The organism is Pseudomonas sp. R28(2017) (assembly GCF_002112505.1).
In the GTDB taxonomy this organism is placed as follows: domain Bacteria; phylum Pseudomonadota; class Gammaproteobacteria; order Pseudomonadales; family Pseudomonadaceae; genus Aquipseudomonas.
The window spans coordinates 22,603-42,376 of record NZ_NEHW01000017.1 but is presented as its reverse complement, the minus strand read 5'-3'; the positions used below and the strand labels follow the sequence as shown (position 1 = coordinate 42,376).

Here is a 19,774-nt window from a genome sequence, read left to right as displayed (position 1 = left end):
CTTGCCCGCGAAGAGGCCGGAACAGGCGATAGAAGGCTCAGGCCCCCTGCGCCTCGGCTTCTTCATGGGCCTGGCGCAGGCGCTCGCGGCTGTTGCTCAGGTGCATGCGCATGGCCATCTTCGCCCCTTCGCTGTCGCGCCGGGCGATGGCTTCATAGATGGCCTCATGCTCGTGCATCAGGCGGCTCATGTAATGCGCCTGGTCATCATGGGCCAAACGCGCCGAATTCAACCGGGTCCGCGGAATGATGCTGGTACCCAGGTGGTTGATGATATCGGCGAAGTAGTGGTTGCCGCTGGCCTGGGCGATACGCAGGTGGAACTGGAAGTCCGCCGACACCGCGTCAGTGGCATGCGCAGCCCCCTCGTTGAGTTCGTCCAGCGCTGCGCGCATGCCGGCCAGCTCCTCGTCGCTGCGCCGTTGCGCCGCCAGGCCCGCCGACTCGATTTCCAGGGCGATGCGCAGCTCCAGCACCGCCAGCACCTCGCGCAAGGTGACCACGGTCGCCGGGTCGATACGGAAGCCTCCGGTGGCTGGTGCATCCAGCACGAAGGTGCCGATGCCATGGCGCGTCTCTACCTGCCCGGCCGCCTGCAGCCGGGAGATCGCCTCACGCACCACGGTGCGGCTGACGCCCTCCTCGGCCATGATCTGCGACTCGGTCGGCAGCTTGTCGCCGCGCTTGAGCTGGCCGCTGCGAATGCGCTCGGTCAGCACCGTGACCAGTTCCTGAGCCAGACTTCGCGGCTTGCGCCGGGTCCTTGCCTGTACCTGCTGCTCTGTCATGCCCTGTATTTCACCTTGAAAGACAGCCGTCATGATAGCGCAAGCAGTTGTACGATCACATACACCCGACGGGGTATTTCATCAAAGCGCTGCACCGCGGGCGCGCCCCAGTACACTATCAACCGGTGCATATGACGGGACTGAGCGAAAACATGAACGAAACCCGATACACCGTGGTGGCCAAGGACTTGATGGCAGGCATCGCCAGCGGTCGTTACCCGGTGGGCAGCCTGCTGCCGACTGAATTCGAGCTGTGCGACCTGTATGAGGTGAGCCGGCACACGGTGCGGGCGGCGATCAACCAGCTGCTCAGCCAGGGGCTGGTGTCACGCCGCAAGCGGGTCGGTACCCGGGTCGAGGCCAGCAGCCCGCGCAGTGGCTACTCGCAGTCGCTGGCGACAGTGGCCGACCTGGCGCACCTGGCGGAAACCCAGCAACGGGAGATCCAGCACGTGCGCCACTTCGTTGCCGACCTGAGCGAAGCGGCGCGCCTGGGGCTGGTGCCGGAGGAGCATTACTTCTGCGTATCGAGCATCCGCGTCGATCGCCAGCACAATGCCGCGCCCCTGTGCTGGACCGATGTCTACGCCCAACGCGACTACGCGGCGGTCATCGATCTGGCCCACGAACACCCCGACCAGTTGATCGCAGGCTTGATCGAACAGCACTATGGCCGAACGATCGCAGTCGTCGACCAGCAGGTGCGGGCCGTGTTGCTGACGGCAGAGATGGCGCGTGAACTGAAGGCCGAGGCAGGCGCTCCAGGGCTGAAGATCATCCGCCATTTCCGCGAGGAAAACGGCGACCTGATGGCGGTTTCCGAGACGGTTCACCCGGATGATCGGTTCACCCTGGTGACCCAGATGCGCCGCGACAAGGCACCGGCCTGAACGTTGTGTCACCACCGACGCTGAAGCCTGCGCAACACCTGCAGGAGCGGGCTTACCCGCGTTGAGGCCGGGACAGGCTGTACATCATTGAAGTACTGTATGCGCTTTCCATGGAAGGAAGCCCCGCATGAAACCGCTTGACCGTGCCCTGCTCACCTGCGGCCTGCTCATCCCGTTCTGGCTGCTGATCGGCGTCTGGCTCACCGCCCGGGCCTACCCCGGTTATGACCACCTGCAACAGGCCATGAGCCAGCTCGGCGCCCAAGGTTCCCCGACCCAGCACTGGTCGCCCCTGGCCAACAACTTCCCCCTCGCCCTGCTGTTCGCCTTGTTTGCCTGGGGCCTTGCCCGTCGCTGGCGCGCCTCGAGACTGGCGCTGCTCAGCGCGGCCCTGGTCCTGCTGCATGGCCTGGGCAGTCTGGGTACTGGCCTGTTTCCGTGCGACCAGGGCTGCGCACCTGCCGAGCCGTCCAGTTCGCAGCAACTGCACAACTTCTGCGGCCTGCTGATGTTCATCTCATTGACCGTGGCCAGTGCGCTATGGGTCCGGCTTGGCAAGCGCCTCGCCGGCTCAAGGGCCTTGGGCTGGTTTTCGCTGGTGTGCGGGGTTGCTGCGGTGACCACCGTTGTATTCATGGCCCAGGCCGCCCAGAGCGGCCAGATGTTTGGGCTGTACCAACGGCTGAACTATGGCGTGTCGGTGGTATGGATCGCCGGCCTGGCGCTGAGCAGCCTGCGCCCGGCACTGGCAAATCGCTTGCGCATCGCCACTACCTGATTCGAAAATACTGGCCCCCAGGCATCTGAAGCGAAGGCAAACTCCTTTCATCTTCAGATGCTTAGGACAGCAACATGCGAAAAATTCTAGCAACGATGGCTGGCTGCCTGCTGGCCACTGTCGCCTTCGGCGCCCAGGCCAAGGCGCTGAGCCAGAATGACCGCCAAACCTGTGGATGGGGCTCGCAGATCGCCGCCGAAGCGCAGCAGGCCAAGCTTTCCGGCGTTACCCTGTACGCCACCCGCAAGAAGCTGCAGGTGCGCCGGTTCGCCAAACCCTGGATGCGCATGACCGCCATGGGCATTACCGAACAGACCTACAACAGCCGTTCACGGCTCAAGCCATCGGCGATCAAGCAGACTTACTATGAGCAGTGTGTTCAACACTCGCTCGCGAGGCGATAATCAATTAAATCAATAAGTTATCAAACATACTTAATCTGATTTATTTAAGAGTTCAGCTGAGATAGACCGGCTCGCAGCGCACCTCGGTCTTCACCGAATTGGCGATGAAGCACTCTTCATGAGCGAGGTGGTGCAGGCGCTCGAGCTGATCCGGGGTGGGCTGGCGCTCCCCGGAAAACTCGACTCGCGGGCGCAGGGTGACCACCGTCATTGCCATGCGCCCCTCATCATTGCGCGCCATGAGGCCCACGGCATCGTCGGCATAGTGCTCGACGCAAAAGCGCTGCTTGGCCGCCAGCGACAGGAACCACAGCATGTGGCAGCTGGACAGCGCGGCGATGAAGGCCTCCTCAGGATCTACTGCCGAGGCATCGGACATCGGCAGTGGCACCACATGGGGCGACGACGACCCCGGCACTTCGATGCCACCGTCGAAGCGCCACAGGTGCCGGCGGCTGTACTGGTTGCCGAGAAAATCCTGGCCTTCACGTGCCCAGGCCACGTGGGCGGTGTATTGCGCCATGCGAACCTCCTTGTTCAATTGATCGGGTGATATCAGCAGCCGCTGAGCGCCACCGGGCGGCGTTCGCCTGCAAAGAACAGCGGGCGCAGGCGCACACCGACCAGGTTGCCGGCGTAGGCCGCGATCAGCCACAGCCAGCCGTGCACGCTACCCGAAGCGATGCCACTGAAGTAGGCGCCGATATTGCAGCCATACGCCAGGCGCGAACCATAGCCCAGCAGCAGGCCGCCGATCACCGCGGCAATCAGCGATGGCAGCGGAATCTTCAGGCTGGGCGCGAAGCGGCCCGCCAGGCCTGCCGCCAACAGCGCACCGAGCACGATGCCGATGTCCATCACCGTGGTGATGTCCTGCCACAGCGGCGCAGCCAGTGCCTTGGCATTGGCCGGGGCCTGCCAGAACACCCAGCTGCCGACGTCGACACCAAAGCTGGACAGGGTTTTCGCGCCCCACAGGGCGAACGCCGAGGTGATGCCCCACGGGCGGCCGGCCAGGGCCAGCGTGGCGTAGTTGAGCAAGGCCAGGGCAATCGCCCCCCACAGCAGCGGCCACGGGCCACGCAGGAAGCGGCGCAGGCCCTGGTGCTCGCTGCTCACAGGGGCTTGCAGGCCACCATGGCGACGCTTTTCCAGCACTACCGTGGCCCAGGCGATCAGCGCGAACACGGCAACGCTGACCAGCAGCGCTGGCGCCACGCCCCAGGCCTGGACGATCGAGGTGGCCGGGAACGAGGGCAGCGCGAACCACCAGTCGGCATGGTGGGTGGCGCTGACCGAGCCGATGATGAAGAAAAGCAGGGTCACCAGCATTCGCGCATTACCACCGCCCACGGTGAACAGTGTGCCCGAGGCGCAGCCACCGCCCAGTTGCATGCCGATGCCGAAGATGAACGCACCGAACACCACCGACACGCCCGCCGGCGCGACCAGGCCAGTGACCGGGTTGCCGAACAGGCTACCGGCCGACAGCGCCGGGAAGAACAGCAGCACGGCCAGGGTCAGCATGACCATCTGCGCACGCAGGCCGGCGCCACGGCGTTCGGTGATGAACACCCGCCAGGCCGAGGTGAAGCCGAAAGCGGCGTGATAGAGCGTCAGGCCCAGGGCAGCACCGACCATCAGCAGCAGCACCTGCTTGAAGCCGGCGTTGAGGTTGAGGAACCAGGCGCCGGCCAGCAGCAGGGCCAGGGCGATCAAGGGTGCGCCGAGGCGGCGCGGTTTGGGTGTGGCGGTTGCGGAAAGACCCATCGGAATACTCGGATTACAGTGAAACGGGGGGCGAGTATACCCCCAAAGCTGGGATGTGTTGCCTGAACCGGCCTCTTCGCGGGCACGCCCGCTCCCACAGGTACCCCAAAGACCTTGAGGAAAAGGTAATCCTGTGGGAGCGGGTTCACCCGCGAAGGGGCAGGCACATCTGTTAGGCTGATAATCACCTGCCAAAGCCAAGCGAAGCATTCGTTCCATGGATGAACTGCGCAAGATCGACCTCAACCTGCTGCTCACCCTGCATGCGCTGCTCAGCGAAAAGCACGTGACCCGCGCCGCGCTGCGTCTGCACCGCAGCCAACCCGCCGTCAGTCATGCCCTGGCGCAGCTACGTGCACACTTCGACGACCCGTTGCTGATCCGCCAACACGGCCAGATGGCCCTGACCGCCCGCGCCCAATCCCTGGCCAAACCGCTGCAAGACGCCCTCGGCAGCCTCAACGGCTTGCTGGCCGCGCCCCAGTTCGACCCTGCCCACGCCCAGCGCCGCTTCAGGTTGTCGCTGTCCGACTATTCCTCGCGCATCATCCTGCCGCCGCTGGTGCGCCACCTGCGCCACGTCGCCCCCGGCGTCGACCTGGCCATCAGCCAGGCCAGCCGCGAAACCATGCTCGCGCAGTTGCTCGATGGCGAACTCGACCTGGCCCTGGGCATCTTCCCGGAATTGCCCGCCGACATCACCGCCCAGACCTTGTTCGAAGACAGCTTCATCAGCGTCGCCGATCGGCAGGTGCTGCCCGCCAAGGGCGGGCTCAGCCTGGAGGACTGGCTGACGCGCCCGCATGTGCTCATGGCCATGCACCCCGATGCCCATGACGAGATCGAGCGCGCCTTGGCCGCACAAGGCTTGCGCCGGCATATCGCGTTGGCGTTGCCGCACTGGAGCGCTGCCGTCGAGGTGCTCGCGGGCACCGACCTGATCCTCACCGTGGCCAGGCGTGCGGTTGGCCCGATGGGCCAGCACCCGTCACTGCGCCCGTTCACCCCGCCGTTGGCGATCCCCGCCCTCGCCTATCAACAGGCCTGGCATGCGCGCAAGGGCAGCGACCCCGGCCATCGCTGGCTGCGTGAAGCGGTCTGGGCGTGCAGCCAACCGGGGCAATGATCAACGCTCGACCACGGCCTGGCCGGATGACGGGGTCGAGGTCCAGCCGCCCTGGACCAGCAACACGCCGCCCAGGATCAACAGCACGCCGGCAACCCTGGCCAGGTTCACCGGCTTGCTGGCCACGCCCATCAGCCCGAAGTGATCGACGACCACCGACGTCAGGATCTGCCCTGCCACCACCAGCACCAGAAAGCCCGCCGTGCCCAGCTTCGGTGTCAATGCTGCGGCACCTGCCACGTAGAGGGCGCCCAGCACGCCGCCGATCCACAGCCACCACGGGCCTTGCAGCGCCTTGCCCAGGTCGGGCATGGGCACCCGCAGGATCAGCAACGCCGCGATCACCACCACCGAACTGACCGTCAATGAGGTGAAAGCACCCCACAGCCAGTGCCCCAGGGCACGGCCGACGGCAGCGTTGCTGGCGGCCTGGTAAGGCAATACGAAACCCGCAACCAGGGCCATCGCCACGGGAAGGCATGCAAGCAGAAGGGTCTTGTAGATCATGGAGGCACTCATCTGTGACAGGATGAGCCCATGATCGGTGAATCGATGGTGACTATGGAAATTGAAAAGGTGCACGCAGAGTATTCGTTACATGCATGCTGATGAATGGCCTGTTCCGGCCCTTTCGCGGCCAAGGCCGCTCCCACAGGGATTTGTGGGAACGGCTGCAGGCGCGAACAGGCCAGCTAGCCAATATCAACGCCAGGTATCGACCCGCAGCACTTCGGTGTAGATCGCATCGACGGTCTGGCCGACCTTGAGGTTCTTCATGCGTTTCTGCAGGTCAGGGTTCTCGACCTTGACCACCTGCACTTTGCCTTCCGGCGGCAACAGGGTGACTTCATGATTCTTCAGGTCGATCTTCTTGATCTGCGAGGTCACCCGGACCTGGCGGAACGCTTCACCGCCCGGGTTGGGGTTGTCCTTGGTGGCGCGGATTTCCCCGGATTCTTCAGTGGCCTTCGGCGCGCCGCCCACGTCGCTGTTGAGCACATAGGCGATGGCCCGGGTGACATAGATATCGACGTTGTCACCGACCTTCAGATTGGGCAACGCCTTGGCCTTTTCCGTCAGTTGCAGCGTTACATCCTTGTCGTTCGGCCCTTTGACCGTGACTTGGCGGTTGGCCAGGTCGATGGCCGTGACCTGGGTTTTGACATGGCTTTCCAGTGCCTGGCTGCCAATCGGAATCTCGGCAGCCTGCACCGTGAAGGTGGCAGCGGACATCAAGGTGGCAAGGGCAGCAGCTCGAGCGAGGGTGCTTATAGGATTCATAGGCCTGCTTCCATGTGATCAAGACCGGGTGTGTGCGTGAAAGGTTTACGCGCAAACAAGCATAGCCATTGCCCGCCACTCTGCAGGCAATCGCCACGCCGGCGTGCTTCCTGGTTGCTGCGACGATCAGTTACGCGTCACTCGCCACACTGTGTTGGCCAGGTCATCGGCAATGATCAACGCGCCACGCGGGTCGACCGTCACCCCCACCGGCCGGCCTCGGGTCTTGCCGTCTTCCCCGCGGAACCCGGTGGCAAAGTCGATCGGTTCCCCGGCCGGCTTGCCTTCCTTGAACGGCACGAAGATCACCTTGTAGCCCACCGGGTTCGGACGGTTCCAGCTACCGTGCTCGCCCACGAACACCCCATCGGCAAAGCGCTCGCCCATGGCTGAAGTGGAGAAGTCCACACCCAGCGCGGCAACGTGGGAACCCAGGCTGTAATCCGGCTTGAGCGCGGCGGCCACCTTGTCCGGGTTCTGCGGCTTGACCCGCTCATCGACGTTCTGCCCCCAGTAGCTGTAGGGCCAGCCATAGAACCCGCCCTCACGCACCGAGGTGAGGTAGTCCGGCACCAGGTCCGGCCCCAATTCATCGCGCTCGTTGACCACCGTCCACAGCTGCCCGGTGTCCGGTTGAATGGTCAGTGCCGTCGGGTTGCGCAAGCCGGTGGCGTAAGGCCTGTGCGCGCCAGTCACGGCATCGATCTGCCAGACTATGGCGCGGTCGATCTCGACCTCCATGCCGCGCTCGGTGATGTTGCTGTTCGAGCCGATGCCCACGTACAGGTAGCGGCCATCCGGGCTGATGGTCAGCGCCTTGGTCCAGTGGTGGTTGATCTCGGCCGGCAGGTCGGTGACCTTGGTCGGCGGGCCACCCGCCTGGGTCTGGCCGTCCTGGTAATCGAAACGCACCAGCGCATCCTGGTTGGCCACGTACAGCTTGCCGTCGGCAAAGGCCAGGCCGTAGGGCGCGTTGAGGCCTTCGGCGAACACCGTCTGCACCTCATAAGTGCCATCGCCATCGGCATCACGCAGCAAGGTCAAGCGGTTGCCGCCCTTGACCTGGGTGTTGCCCTTGGCCTTGATCTGGCTGGCGATCACGTCCTTGGGCTTGAGCTTGGCGGCACTGCCGCCACGCCCTTCGGCGACCAGGATATCGCCATTGGGCAGCACCAGGCTCTGGCGTGGAATCTTCAGGTCGGTGGCAATCGCCGTGATGCTGTAGCCCTCGGGTACGGTGGGCTTCTGCTCGCCCCACTGCGCCGGTTGGGCGATCTTCATGCTCGGCAACAGCCCACGCTCGGGGGCCGGCAGTTTCGGGTCAGGGCCCAGAGCCTGGGTCGGCTCGCCCTCACCGCCACACGCGGCCAGCAGCAGCGCCACGCTCAACAACGACCATCCATGCAATGGTTTCATGCCTCACCTCCCGAACGCAGGTTGCTCATGCCCAGCCATGCGGCCACGCAGGCCAGCACGCTGACCACCACCGACAGCACCAGGCCCGCCGGCATCACCGCCCAGGCGTCCTTGGCATGTTCGAAGGCATTGATCAGCCCCAGCACCCAGGTCACCAGCAACAGCAGGAAGTACAGGGTCGGCCGCCCGCCCTTGCGCGGTGCGCGGATCAGGTTGGCCAGGGCGAACAACAGCGCCAGGCCGCAGAACAGCAAGCCACCGGCAATCAGCCAGGCGGCGAAGTTGCTCCACTGGATCTGGTAGCTCTTGAAGTAGGCAATGTCGCTCAGCAGTGCGCCGAGAAACAGCGGGACCGTGCCGGCCAGCAGGATCGCGTGCAGCGGGCTGGGCGTGCATCGGTAGAGGGTTTGCTCTGTAGCGCTCACGGCGCCTCCTTATCAGTCGGTGACCCGGGGCTGACAGACGGGCGCGGGGCCTGTTCCGTCAGGCATGCGCAGGGTGCGCTCAAGTAGGGATCACCTTGACGTTCGGATAGTTCACCGCTTGGCTTGATAGAAATATCCTGAAAGACTTTGCGCGTCGCTACGAGGGATACCATGAAAACCAACCGCACACGACCTTATGCGTACTGGACCGCGCATGCCTTTCTGGCCATCAGCCTGGTGCTCAATGCCGGCTGCTCGAGCAAAAACAGCAAGGCGCGCTACTACGCCGCGGCGCCGGGCTCCAACTGTTACGCCAAGGCGCTGCCAAGCACCGGCGAAGGCGGCCTGGCCTGGGGCAACACCTTGGGCATTGCCAAGCAGAAGTCGCTGAACAATTGCATCCGCTATGCCGGCCGCTCCGGTGGTACCCCAGACACCTGCCAGGTGGTACTGGCCAAGTGCAAGAACTGACGCTTACTGATCGGCAGAGCGAAAGGTATTCCACCCTGTCTTGCATGGAGGTGCGGGGACGCCCGCCATGCAGCCTCAAGCGCCGCGCCCCTCAGTAACGGATGATCACCACTTCCAGGTACTCGCTGGGCACTACCAGAGACGATGCCCCTGCCTGATTGTTCTCGTTCAGCAGTGCCGTCAGGTCAGCCTCCAGGGCTTGCGCCGCCTCTGCCGACAACGCCGCGAACGCCTTGTGCACCGGGCCGTACCAGGTGCGGAACACCTCGATGAAATGCGCCGCCGAGCGATAGCGGAAGTTGAACTGCTGGCGGCTGACATCCATCGCGCCGATCTTGCCGGCAAACAGCTCGCGCAACTGCGCTTCATCACCCCAGCGCGACGGTGGCAAGGCGCCGGGAGGCGGTGGCGCATGCCGGCCGAGGGTCTTGAACATCTGCCCGATGAACCCCTGCGGCGTCCAGTTGGCCAGGCCGATGCGCCCGCCCGGGCGACAGACGCGGGCCAGTTCCCGTGCGGCCTGGGGCTGATCAGGGGCGAACATCACGCCAAAGGTAGACAGCACGACGTCGAAGATACCGTCCTTGTAGGGCAGCGCCTCGGCATCGGCCACTTCGAAATCGACTTGGAAGTGTTCCGCGCGGGCGCGCTCTTCACCGCGCTTGAGCAGTTCGGCCACATAGTCGGTGGAGGTGACCCGACAGCCGCGCCGGGCGGCGGCCAGGGTGGCGTTGCCGTTGCCGGCGGCGACATCCAGCACTTGCTCGTCCCAGCGCAAGTCGCAGGCTTCGGCCAGGCGTTCACCCACCAGTTGCAAGGTGGTGCCGATCACCGCGTAGTCGCCGCTGGCCCATGCCGCTTGCTGGCGGGCCTTCAGTGCATTGGTATCCAGAGGAGTGCTCATGGTCTGCGCCTTCTTGTTGTGCGCGCGGCCGAGGTCCTTCTGGCGGTCTACGCGCCATGGAATGGGATAGCTTTGAGCGGGATTCAGCTAAGCGCTGATGAGGGGGAGCGGCAAGCGCGAAGCAATACCAATTGGCGATTAGGGCATGAACTTTCGGTTATTGGGGCTGCTTTGCAGCCCCAACGATGTGTCAGGCGAACTTGGCCCGCGCCGCATGCAGCTTCTTGTAGCTCTCGATCAGGCGCAGGTGGCGGTCCAGCCCTTCAAGCTTCATGCTGGTCGGGGTCAGCCCATGGAAACGCACGCTACCGTCCACCGAACCCAGCACCGCGTCCATTCGCGGGTTGCCGAACATGCGGCGGAAGTTGGCCTCGTAGTCGGCCATCTCCAGCTCGTCGTCCAGCTGCACTTCCAGCACCACGTTCAGCGCCTGGTAGAACAGGCCACGCTCCACCGTGTTGTCGTTGAACTGCAGGAACGCCTCGACCAGCTCCTTGGCATCCTCGAAGCGCTTGAGCGCCAGGCAGATCAGCAGCTTCAGCTCAAGAATGGTCAGTTGGCCCCACACCGTGTTCTCGTCGAACTCGACGCCAATCAAGGTGGTGATGGTGGTGTAGTCATCCACCTCGCAGTTGTCCAGGCGCCGGCGCAGCGCGCGCAGGGCGCGGTCGTCGAGGCTATGCAGGTTGAGGATGTCGGCACGGAAACCCAGGGCGCGGTTGGTGTTGTCCCAGATCAGGTCCTCGACCGGGTAGATCTCCGAATAACCCGGCACCAGGATACGGCAGGCTGTGGCGCCGAGGTTGTCGTACACGGCCATGTACACCTCTTTGCCAAAGTCTTCCAGAATGCCGAACAGTGTCGCGGCTTCCTGAATGTTGGAGTCTTCGCCATGGCCGGAGAAGTCCCACTCGACGAACTCGAAATCGGCCTTGGCACTGAAGAAGCGCCACGACACCACACCGCTGGAGTCGATGAAGTGCTCGACGAAGTTGTTCGGCTCGGTCAGCGCATGGCTTTCGAAGGTCGGCTGCGGCAGGTCGTTGAGGCCCTCGAAGCTGCGGCCTTGCAGCAGTTCGGTGAGGCTGCGCTCCAGCGCCACTTCAAAGCTTGGGTGGGCGCCGAACGAGGCGAACACGCCGCCGGTGCGCGGGTTCATCAAGGTCACGCACATCACCGGGAACTCACCGCCCAGCGAGGCGTCCTTGACCAGCACCGGGAAGCCCTGCTCTTCCAGGCCCTGGATGCCGGCGAGGATGCCCGGGTACTTGGCCAGCACGTCCTGCGGGACATCCGGCAGGGCCAGTTCGCCCTCGAGGATTTCGCGCTTGACCGCGCGCTCGAAGATTTCCGACAGGCACTGCACCTGGGCTTCGGCCAGGGTGTTGCCGGCGCTCATGCCGTTGCTGAGGAACAGGTTTTCGATCAGGTTGGACGGGAAGTACACCACCTGCTGGTCGGACTGGCGCACGAACGGCAGCGAGCAGATGCCGCGCTCGGTGTTGCCGGAGTTGGTGTCGTACAGGTGCGAACCGCGCAGCTCGCCGTCCGCGTTGTAGATCTGCAGGCAGTATTCGTCGAGGATTTCTGCCGGCAGCGCGTCCTTGGGGCCTGGCTTGAACCACTGCTCGTTCGGGTAGTGCACGAACGGCGCGTTGGCGATGTCTTCGCCCCAGAACTGGTCGTTGTAGAAGAAGTTGCAGTTCAGCCGCTCGATGAACTCACCCAGCGCCGACGCCAGTGCGGCCTCCTTGGTCGAGCCCTTGCCGTTGGTGAAGCACATCGGCGACTGCGCGTCGCGCACGTGCAGCGACCAGACGTTGGGCACGATGTTGCGCCACGAGGCGATCTCGATCTTCATGCCAAGGCCGGCGAGGATGCCGGACATGTTGGCGATGGTCTGCTCCAGCGGCAGGTCCTTGCCGGGGATGTAGGTGGTGGTGTCGGCCACCGGCATCAGCAGGCCCTGGGCATCGGCGTCGAGGTTGTCGACTTCTTCGATGATGAACTCGGGGCCGGTCTGCACCACCTTTTTCACGGTGCATCGGTCGATGGAACGCAGGATGCCCTGGCGGTCCTTCTCGGAAATGTCCTCAGGCAGCTCGACCTGGATCTTGAAGATCTGGTTGTAGCGGTTCTCCGGGTCGACGATGTTGTTCTGCGACAGGCGGATATTCTCGGTGGGGATATCGCGGGTCTGGCAGTACAGCTTGACGAAGTACGCCGCGCACAGGGCCGACGAGGCCAGGAAATAGTCGAACGGGCCTGGGGCCGAACCATCGCCCTTGTAGCGGATCGGTTGGTCGGCGATCACCGTGAAGTCGTCGAACTTGGCTTCAAGACGAAGGTTGTCGAGAAAATTGACCTTGATTTCCATGCGGGGATTACCGTGATTTAAGCGTGCAAAACGAAATTGGCCGGCATTATCCGGGTTTTCGCCGCGGAAGTCCTGTTTGCTTCTCTGTGGAAGCGGGTTCACCCGCGAAGAAGACACCGCGGTGGATGGCACGGGCTTCGCCCGTGTTCGCGGGCAAGCCCGCTCCCACAGGGATCGCGCCAGATTCTAGAAATTGAGCAAGACAGTTGCTCTCACAAGGGGGCGCCAACTTTTGAAAGTTGAGCAAGACCATTGCAGTCGCTTGCGCATTTCAACGAATTGCTTGCCTGATCCTCTGAACCTGCGCCCACCACCAGACCAGTGGTCGTACCCCTGTGCTAGCGTTTCTGGATTGGGGAACAACGTATTCCCCAGCAGACCGTAATCGCCATCAACCGATGATCAGCAGGTGAGCCATGGAACTTCGTATCAACCAGCAGACCTACCAGGTCGACGCCGATGCCGACACACCCCTGCTGTGGGTGCTGCGTGACGACCTGGGCATGACCGGTACCAAGTATGGCTGTGGCCTGGCCCAGTGCGGTGCCTGCTCGGTGCTGGTGGACGGCAACGTGGTGCGCGCCTGCGTCACCCCCGTGGCCGGCGTGGTCGGGCGCGAGGTGACCACCATCGAAGCGGTCGAGGCCGACGCGGTGGGCAAGCGCGTGGTGGCGGCCTGGGTCGAGCACCAGGTGGCGCAATGCGGCTATTGCCAGTCCGGCCAGGTGATGGCGGCCACGGCGCTGCTCAAGCACAGCCCCAAGCCCAGCGATGAGCAGATCAGCGCGGCGATGGTCAACCTCTGCCGCTGCGGCACCTACAACGCCATCCATGCCGCCGTGCATGCACTGGCCCAAGGGGAGCAGGCCTGATGAACACCCCCGTCCATACCCCCGCAGAACTGCTCAGGCTGCAGCTGGGCGAAACCGTCAACCTGTCGCGCCGGCGCTTCCTGGCCGGCACCGCCGTGGGCGCCCTGGTGCTGGGCTTCGGCCTGCCGATGGGCTCGGCCCGTGTGCAGGCCGCCGCAGCAGCCACCCCGGAGCGCGGCACCCAGGTGCCGGCGTTCCTGGAAATCCGCCCGGACGGCAAGGTACGCCTGCTCAGCCCGTTCATGGAGGGTGGCCAAGGCCCCTTCACCGCCATGGCCCAGATCGTTGGCGAAGAGCTGGATGTCGACCCGGTCAACTTCCTGGTCGACAGCGCGCCGCCCGGTGAAGCCTATGTGGTGATGGAAAACGGCATGCGCATTACCGGAGGCAGCATGTCGGTGCGCATGAGCTACCCGACCATGCGCCGTCTCGGCGCCCTGGCCCGGGCCATGTTGCTGCAGGCGGCTGCCGAGCAATGGAAGGTGCCGGTCAGCGAGCTGTCCACCGAGCCGGGCAAAGTCATTCACGCCGCCTCGGGCCGTTCACTGGCCTACGGCGAACTGGCCTCACGGGCCATGGACCTGCCGGTGCCGGACCCGGCCAGCGTCAAGCTGCGCGACCCCAGCCAGTTCCGCTGGATCGGCAAGCCGGTACGGCGCCTGGACGCCTACGACAAATCCACCGGCAAGGCCCAGTACTGCATCGACATCAAGGTCGACGGCATGCTCCACGCCGCCGTGCAGCACGCGCCACGCCTGGGCATGACCGTGGGCAGCCTGCGCAACGAAGAGCAGGTCAAGGCCATGAAGGGCGTGCATTCGGTGCATCAGTTGCCGGGCGCGGTGGCCGTGGTCGCCGAACGCTGGTGGCACGCCAAGCGCGCGGTCGAGGCGATCCAGGTGGACTGGAAAGAGCCGGGCGCCGACAGCAAGGTGCGGCCGATGCCGGCGGATTTTTCCAGCGACGGCTGGCGCGAGCACCTGGCCAGCGTTGAAGGGCCGGCCCGCGACGAGGAAAACGAGGGCGATGTTGCCAGCGCCCTGGCCGGTGCCAAGACCCAGGTCGAGGCCAGCTACCACAACCAGTACCTCAACCATGCCCAGCTGGAGCCGCCGTCTGCCCTCGCCCGCTTCAACCCGGACGGCACCTTGGAGGTGTGGCTGCCCAACCAGGCGCCGGACATGTTCCGCGACGACATCGCCAAACGCACCGGCCTGGATGCCGCGCAGATCACCTTGCACTCGCCGCTGCTCGGGGGCTTCTTCGGCCGCCACTTCCTGTATGACTCGGCCAATCCATACCCGCAAGCCATCGCCCTGGCCAAGGCGGTGGGCCGCCCGGTCAAGCTGATCTGGAGCCGTGAGGAGGAATTCCTGCGCGACGTGCTGCGCCCGGTTGCCGTGGTCAAGTTCCGCGCCGGGCTGGATGCCGACGGGCTGCCGGTGGCCATCGAAGCCGTAAGCGCCACCGAGGGCCCGACCGAAGCCCTCGCCGGCAAGCAAGGCGACAAGATCGACCCAACAGCCCTCGAAGGGCTGTCGGGCAAGTCTTACGCCATTGCCAACAAACGCATCGCCCAGATCTACGTCAAAGGCCCGGCCATGCTTGGCTACTGGCGTTCGGTGGGCAACTCGCTGAACGACTTCTTCTACGAGTCGTTCCTTGACGAGCTGGCCGACAAGGGCGGCAAGGACCCTTACGAACTGCGCCTGCACCTGCTGCGCGACAATCAGCGCCTGACCAACCTGCTGCACGCGGTGGCCGAGTTGTCCGGTGGCTGGAAGCGTGGGCCGTTCACGGCAGAAGACGGCAGCAAGCGCGCCCGGGGCATCGCCATGGCTTCGCCGTTTGGCTCCGAGGCTGCGGCAATCGCCGAGGTGTCGATCGAAAACGGCCAGGTCAAGGTGCATGACATCTGGCAGGCGATCGACCCCGGCAGCATCGTCAACCCGGCGATCATCGAGCACCAGGTCAACGGTGCCGTGGCCCTGGGCCTGTCGCAGACGCTGGTGGAAGAAGCGGTGTTCATCGACGGCAAGCCGCGAGCGCGCAACTACGACCTGTACCCGATCCTGCCGCCCTCGCGCATGGCCCGGGTGCATGTGCGCATCGTCGAGAGCGGCGCGAAGATGGGCGGTATCGGCGAGCCGCCGTTGCCGGCGGTGGCGCCTGCCGTGGCCAATGCCGTGGCGCAGCTCACCGGCCAGCGGGTGCGTAGCCTGCCCCTGAGCCGCCACACCTTCAGCTGACCGGACAAGGACTGCCCCATGACCCACCGTCGTTTCGCCAGAGCCGCTGGCTGGCTGGCAGTGCCGTGCCTGGTCGCGGCCGGCCTGCTGGCCTGGTATGTAACCCGCGAACCCGCCTCGCCATTGGCGGCCGAACCCGCCACAAGCACCGACCCTGCGCTGGTCAGCCGGGGCGAGTACGTCGCCCGCCTCAGCGACTGCGTGGCCTGCCACAGCCTGCCCGACGGCAAGCCATTTGCCGGTGGCCTGGCAATGGCCACGCCACTGGGTACGATCCACGCCACCAACGTCACGCCTGACCGCGAGACCGGCATCGGCAGTTACAGCCTGGCCGACTTCGACCGTGCCGTGCGCCACGGCGTCGCGCCTGGTGGCCGGCGGTTGTACCCGGCCATGCCCTACCCGTCGTACGCCAAGCTCAGCGATGACGATGTCAAGGCACTGTACGCCTTCTTCATGAAGGGTGTGCAGCCGGCACAACAGGCGAACATCCCCAGCGATATCCCCTGGCCGTTGAACCTGCGCTGGCCCATCGCGCTGTGGAATGGCCTTTTCGCCGCTGACACGCCGTACGTGGCCAAGACCGGGCAGGACGCGCTGTGGAACCGCGGCGCCTATATCGTCCAGGGGCCTGGCCACTGCGGCAGCTGCCATACGCCACGGGGGCTGGCCTTCAACGAGAAGGCACTGGATGAAGCCGGTAAGCCGTTCCTCGCCGGCGCCCTGCTCGATGGCTGGTACGCGCCCAGCCTGCGCGGCGACCACAACACCGGGCTTGGCCGCTGGAGCGAGGCCGAGATCGTGCAGTTCCTCAAGACCGGGCGCAATCAGCATGCCGTGGTGTACGGGTCGATGACCGAAGCGTTCAACAACTCCACGCAGTTCATGAGCGACGACGACCTGGGCGCCATCGCCCACTACCTCAAGTCGTTGCCCGGTGACCCCCAGCGTGATGGTGCGCCCTGGCAATACCAGGCGGTTTCCGCGGCCACGCGCCTGGACAGCCCTGGCGCCCACACCTATGTCACACGCTGCGCCAGCTGCCACGGCCTGGACGGCAAGGGCCAGGCCGAGTGGATGCCGCCGCTGGCCGGTGCCACCTCGGCCCTGGCCCCGGAAAACGCCTCGGCGATCAACATCACCCTCAATGGCTCGCAGCGTATCGTCGCCGCTGGCCTGCCGGATGCCTACCGCATGCCGGCGTTCCGCGAGCAGCTGTCGGACCAGGAGATCGCCGACGTGCTGAGCTTCGTGCGCAGCACCTGGGGCAATTCCGGCGGCGCGGTGGATGCACAAGCTGTGGGCAAGCTGCGCGGGCACACCGACCCGGCCAGCAGCAGCCCGATCATCTTGCATATGCGGTAAATGATGTTGCCTGTACTGGCCTCTTCGCGGGCACGCCCGCTCCCACAGGGAATGCACAACATTCCAGATGGGTGCGATACCTGTGGGAGCGGGCGTGCCCGCGAAGAGGCCAGCACAGGTATCTACTTTTCAACAGAGGTCTCCATGGAAAGCATCGACCTGTTGGTCTTGCGCACCACCCACGACTGGCTACTGGCCGGCGAACGCGTACTGCTGGCCACCGTCGCCCGCACCTGGGGTTCATCGCCGCGGCCTGTGGGTTCGATGATGGCCCTGCGCGGCGACGGCCGCGTGGTCGGCAGCGTCTCCGGCGGCTGCATCGAGGATGACCTTATCCATCGCTATACCACGGCCTATCAGGGCGACGGCATGCCGCATGGCCTGCCGCAAGTGGTGCGTTATGGCGTCAGCGCCGATGAAGCGCAGCGCTTCGGCCTGCCCTGCGGTGGCACCCTCGAGCTGATTCTCGAATTCGACCCGGCGCTGGAAAGCCTGGCGCAGCTGCTGCCGCTGCTGGACAGCGGCAACCTGGTGCGCCGCGCGCTGGACCTTGAGAACGGCCAGGTCCACCTGGCCACCAGCCGCGCTCCGGAGCAGTTCGCCTTCGATGGCCGGCACATGCTCAATACCTTGGGCCCCGGTTATCGCATGCTGCTGATCGGTGCCGGGGTACTGGCCGAATACCTGGCGACCATGGCCCTGTTCAATGGCTTCAAGGTGGCCGTCTGCGACCCGCGCCCTGAATACATGGATGGCTGGAACGTGGCGGGCGTGGAGAAGATCGTCGGCATGCCGGATGATGTGGTACGCGCGTTCGCCCCGGACCTGCGCAGTTGCATCGTCGGCCTCAGCCACGACCCCAAGCTGGACGACCTGGCCCTGCTCGAGGCCTTGCACAGCCCGGCGTTCTACATTGGCGTGATCGGTTCGCGGCGTAACAACCAGTCGCGGCGGGAACGACTGATCGAGCATTTTGGCGAGAGCGAGGCCTCCTTGCAGCGCCTGCACGGGCCGATTGGCATCTATATCGGCAGCAAGACACCGGCAGAGATTGCAGTCAGTGTGATGGCCGAAATCCTGGCGACCAAGAACGGTGTGGCGTTGCCTGGGGAGGTCAACGTGAGTGAGGCCAAGCGGGCGCTGGAAGTCGATGGGTAGTCAACGCCCTCAAGGCTGCCCTCCCACCTGCTGCCGCCATAATTCCAGATTCTTCTCGACCAGTTGCTCCGGCACCGGCCCGGTAACCAGCTCCTGCATCTTGCGAGCCAGCCTCTGGCGCAGTTCTGGTCGATTGCACTTCGACTGATGTGAGAGCGCCAGGTACAGCCCCTCGCTGGATACCGGCGGGTCGAGCACCTTCAACTGCGCATCCCACCCCTGCGTGTGCACCAGCGCCATGCCGGGGTACTGCTCGTAGATCAGGTAGTCGTTGCGCTTGTGCAGCAGCTTCTCGAACGCCTGCCTGGCCCCAGGCACGGCTTCGAGCTGGAGATTGGCCCTGGCATAGTCGTCGAACTGCTGGCCGTGACTGTTGCTGACCAGCGTCCCGCCGTTGCGCCCCTTGAGGTCCGCCCAGTCGTGATAGTCAAAGGCACGGTCCTGACGGACCCAGACAACGCTGCGGGTACGCAGGAACGGCGGGCTGATGAAATCCATCTGCTGCTGGCGCTCCTGGGTCAGGAAGTACCCGGCCATCAGGTCGATACGCCCGGTACGCACCTCCTCCTGTGCCCTTGACCATGGCCCGCCATACACCACCTTCACGTCCACCCCAAGCGCCTTGCCCACTGCCTTGAGCAGGTCGGCATTGGCCCCGATCAACTGATCAGGGTTGTTCGGGTCACGCCAGAGATACGGTGGGTATTCCGGATTGCCGGTAGCGGTCAGCTGGCCGCACAACGCTTCTGCCACCGCGAGCTCGGGCGGCAGAAGCAAGAAGAGCGACAGCAGCAAAGACCGGCAACGACAACGCTCGATCATCTACACCCCTCGGAAGCTGTGGCATTCAGCGGCCAGGCGTGGTCGCGAAAAGCCGCCACATCCCGTGGGCCACGGCGGCATCGGTGGCCGCGTGCTTCCAACAGTCTGGCTCAGGATTGGCCATGCGCCAGCCTTTCCCCACCGATTGGGCTTAGCGCGCAGCGCCGATCAGGCCATCGAGCCAGTCTTGGTGGCCATTGAGCATCGGGTTGGGCCTGGTCTTGGCCAGTGCCAACGCTGGCTTGCCGTTCTGGGTTTCCTGGGTAAGTACCCGCACACGGCCGCCTGGGAGGTCCTCGATCAACCAGGCGTGGTGCACATCCAGGCGCTCGGCGCCCTCCCCGCTCCAGCCATGCCAGGCAATCCGCCCCGGTTCGCCGGCCTGCGGTGGCTGGTATTCGTTGCACAGCGCCTGCACCGGGAAGCCAAAGGTTTCAAAATGAAAGCGCACGCCTTCGGCAAGGTCCGGGCCTTGATGGTCATGCAGGCAGATGTTCGCCGAGTTGGCATAGTAGCCCGGCCAGCGCGCGGCCTGGCTGAGCCAGGGCCAGACCTGCGCCGCCGTGAGGCCGGCGACGATGATTTCGTTGCTGACGAAGTTGTCTGTGAAGCCGGGGACGAAGCCTTCAGGCCAATGGATCGCGTTCATGTTGAGAGGCACCTGTGTGAATGGACTGGG

General features: G+C 64.8%; 20 protein-coding genes. 9 read left to right on the top strand and 11 right to left on the bottom strand.

What is annotated here, in order from left to right:
- Window positions 1-37: 37 nt before the first annotated feature.
- A complete protein-coding gene (locus CAF78_RS24110; RefSeq protein ID WP_085678821.1) occupies window positions 38-787 on the bottom strand; it encodes a FadR/GntR family transcriptional regulator in 750 nt (249 codons plus the stop codon).
- A 152-nt stretch (window positions 788-939) separates the two neighbouring features.
- On the opposite strand from CAF78_RS24110, the gene CAF78_RS24105 reads away from it, so the two are divergent.
- From CAF78_RS24105 to CAF78_RS24095, 3 genes are all read left to right on the top strand, one after another.
- The gene (locus CAF78_RS24105; RefSeq protein ID WP_085678818.1) at window positions 940-1,677 is read left to right on the top strand and encodes a GntR family transcriptional regulator; all 738 of its coding nucleotides are present in this window, start codon (window positions 940-942) and stop codon (window positions 1,675-1,677) included.
- A 127-nt stretch (window positions 1,678-1,804) separates the two neighbouring features.
- Window positions 1,805-2,455, top strand: coding sequence for a DUF998 domain-containing protein (locus CAF78_RS24100; RefSeq protein WP_085678815.1), 651 nt, complete (start codon window positions 1,805-1,807; stop codon window positions 2,453-2,455).
- 74 nt (window positions 2,456-2,529) lie between these two features.
- On the top strand, window positions 2,530-2,859 hold the full coding sequence (locus tag CAF78_RS24095; protein WP_085678812.1) for a hypothetical protein: 330 nt from the start codon (window positions 2,530-2,532) through the stop codon (window positions 2,857-2,859).
- Between the two features lie 52 nt (window positions 2,860-2,911).
- Here the strand turns inward: CAF78_RS24095 and CAF78_RS24090 are convergent, their stop codons facing one another.
- Window positions 2,912-3,382 (bottom strand): OsmC family protein, encoded by a 471-nt coding sequence (locus CAF78_RS24090; protein ID WP_085678809.1) that lies wholly within the window; start codon window positions 3,380-3,382, stop codon window positions 2,912-2,914.
- 32 nt (window positions 3,383-3,414) lie between these two features.
- Window positions 3,415-4,629, bottom strand: a complete 1,215-nt coding sequence (locus tag CAF78_RS24085; RefSeq protein WP_085678806.1) for a YeeE/YedE family protein — start codon at window positions 4,627-4,629, stop codon at window positions 3,415-3,417.
- 217 nt (window positions 4,630-4,846) lie between these two features.
- Between CAF78_RS24085 and CAF78_RS24080 the strand changes: the two genes are divergently transcribed.
- A complete protein-coding gene (locus CAF78_RS24080) occupies window positions 4,847-5,755 on the top strand; it encodes a LysR family transcriptional regulator (protein WP_085678803.1) in 909 nt (302 codons plus the stop codon).
- Here the strand turns inward: CAF78_RS24080 and CAF78_RS24075 are convergent, their stop codons facing one another.
- The 4 genes from CAF78_RS24075 to CAF78_RS24060 form a co-directional block, all read right to left on the bottom strand.
- A complete protein-coding gene (locus CAF78_RS24075) occupies window positions 5,756-6,262 on the bottom strand; it encodes a DMT family transporter (RefSeq protein WP_085678800.1) in 507 nt (168 codons plus the stop codon).
- A 195-nt stretch (window positions 6,263-6,457) separates the two neighbouring features.
- Window positions 6,458-7,036: a hypothetical protein gene (locus CAF78_RS24070; RefSeq protein ID WP_085678797.1), complete on the bottom strand. Its 579-nt coding sequence runs from the start codon at window positions 7,034-7,036 to the stop codon at window positions 6,458-6,460.
- 126 nt (window positions 7,037-7,162) lie between these two features.
- Window positions 7,163-8,452, bottom strand: coding sequence for a sorbosone dehydrogenase family protein (locus CAF78_RS24065; RefSeq protein ID WP_085678794.1), 1,290 nt, complete (start codon window positions 8,450-8,452; stop codon window positions 7,163-7,165).
- Entirely contained in the window at window positions 8,449-8,877 is a 429-nt protein-coding gene (locus CAF78_RS24060; protein ID WP_085678791.1) for a DUF2231 domain-containing protein, read from the bottom strand. The genes CAF78_RS24065 and CAF78_RS24060 overlap by 4 nt, the downstream gene beginning before the upstream one ends.
- Before the next feature lie 171 nt (window positions 8,878-9,048).
- Between CAF78_RS24060 and CAF78_RS24055 the strand changes: the two genes are divergently transcribed.
- Window positions 9,049-9,348: a hypothetical protein gene (locus CAF78_RS24055; protein WP_085678788.1), complete on the top strand. Its 300-nt coding sequence runs from the start codon at window positions 9,049-9,051 to the stop codon at window positions 9,346-9,348.
- 91 nt (window positions 9,349-9,439) lie between these two features.
- On the opposite strand, the gene CAF78_RS24050 is transcribed toward CAF78_RS24055, so the two are convergent.
- Together CAF78_RS24050 and CAF78_RS24045 are read right to left on the bottom strand one after the other, a co-directional pair.
- The gene (locus tag CAF78_RS24050) at window positions 9,440-10,252 is read right to left on the bottom strand and encodes a class I SAM-dependent methyltransferase (protein WP_085678785.1); all 813 of its coding nucleotides are present in this window, start codon (window positions 10,250-10,252) and stop codon (window positions 9,440-9,442) included.
- A 190-nt stretch (window positions 10,253-10,442) separates the two neighbouring features.
- Complete coding sequence (locus CAF78_RS24045; protein WP_085678782.1) at window positions 10,443-12,629, bottom strand: OsmC domain/YcaO domain-containing protein; 2,187 nt, start codon at window positions 12,627-12,629, stop codon at window positions 10,443-10,445.
- A gap of 416 nt (window positions 12,630-13,045) precedes the next feature.
- Between CAF78_RS24045 and CAF78_RS24040 the strand changes: the two genes are divergently transcribed.
- The 4 genes from CAF78_RS24040 (at window position 13,046) to CAF78_RS24020 (ending at window position 18,273) form a co-directional block, all read left to right on the top strand.
- Window positions 13,046-13,501 (top strand): (2Fe-2S)-binding protein, encoded by a 456-nt coding sequence (locus CAF78_RS24040; RefSeq protein ID WP_085678779.1) that lies wholly within the window; start codon window positions 13,046-13,048, stop codon window positions 13,499-13,501.
- Window positions 13,501-15,750: a xanthine dehydrogenase family protein molybdopterin-binding subunit gene (locus CAF78_RS24035; protein WP_085678776.1), complete on the top strand. Its 2,250-nt coding sequence runs from the start codon at window positions 13,501-13,503 to the stop codon at window positions 15,748-15,750. Before CAF78_RS24040 ends, CAF78_RS24035 begins: the two co-directional genes overlap by 1 nt.
- 18 nt (window positions 15,751-15,768) lie before the next feature.
- Window positions 15,769-17,115: a cytochrome c gene (locus CAF78_RS24030; RefSeq protein ID WP_085678772.1), complete on the top strand. Its 1,347-nt coding sequence runs from the start codon at window positions 15,769-15,771 to the stop codon at window positions 17,113-17,115.
- Window positions 17,116-17,259: 144 nt separating this feature from the next.
- A complete protein-coding gene (locus CAF78_RS24020) occupies window positions 17,260-18,273 on the top strand; it encodes an XdhC family protein (RefSeq protein ID WP_085678767.1) in 1,014 nt (337 codons plus the stop codon).
- A gap of 9 nt (window positions 18,274-18,282) precedes the next feature.
- On the opposite strand, the gene CAF78_RS24015 is transcribed toward CAF78_RS24020, so the two are convergent.
- Together CAF78_RS24015 and CAF78_RS24010 are read right to left on the bottom strand one after the other, a co-directional pair.
- Complete coding sequence (locus CAF78_RS24015) at window positions 18,283-19,095, bottom strand: ABC transporter substrate-binding protein (RefSeq protein WP_085678764.1); 813 nt, start codon at window positions 19,093-19,095, stop codon at window positions 18,283-18,285.
- Between the two features lie 151 nt (window positions 19,096-19,246).
- Window positions 19,247-19,744 (bottom strand): polyketide cyclase, encoded by a 498-nt coding sequence (locus tag CAF78_RS24010; protein ID WP_085678761.1) that lies wholly within the window; start codon window positions 19,742-19,744, stop codon window positions 19,247-19,249.
- Between the last annotated feature and the right edge of the window lie 30 nt (window positions 19,745-19,774).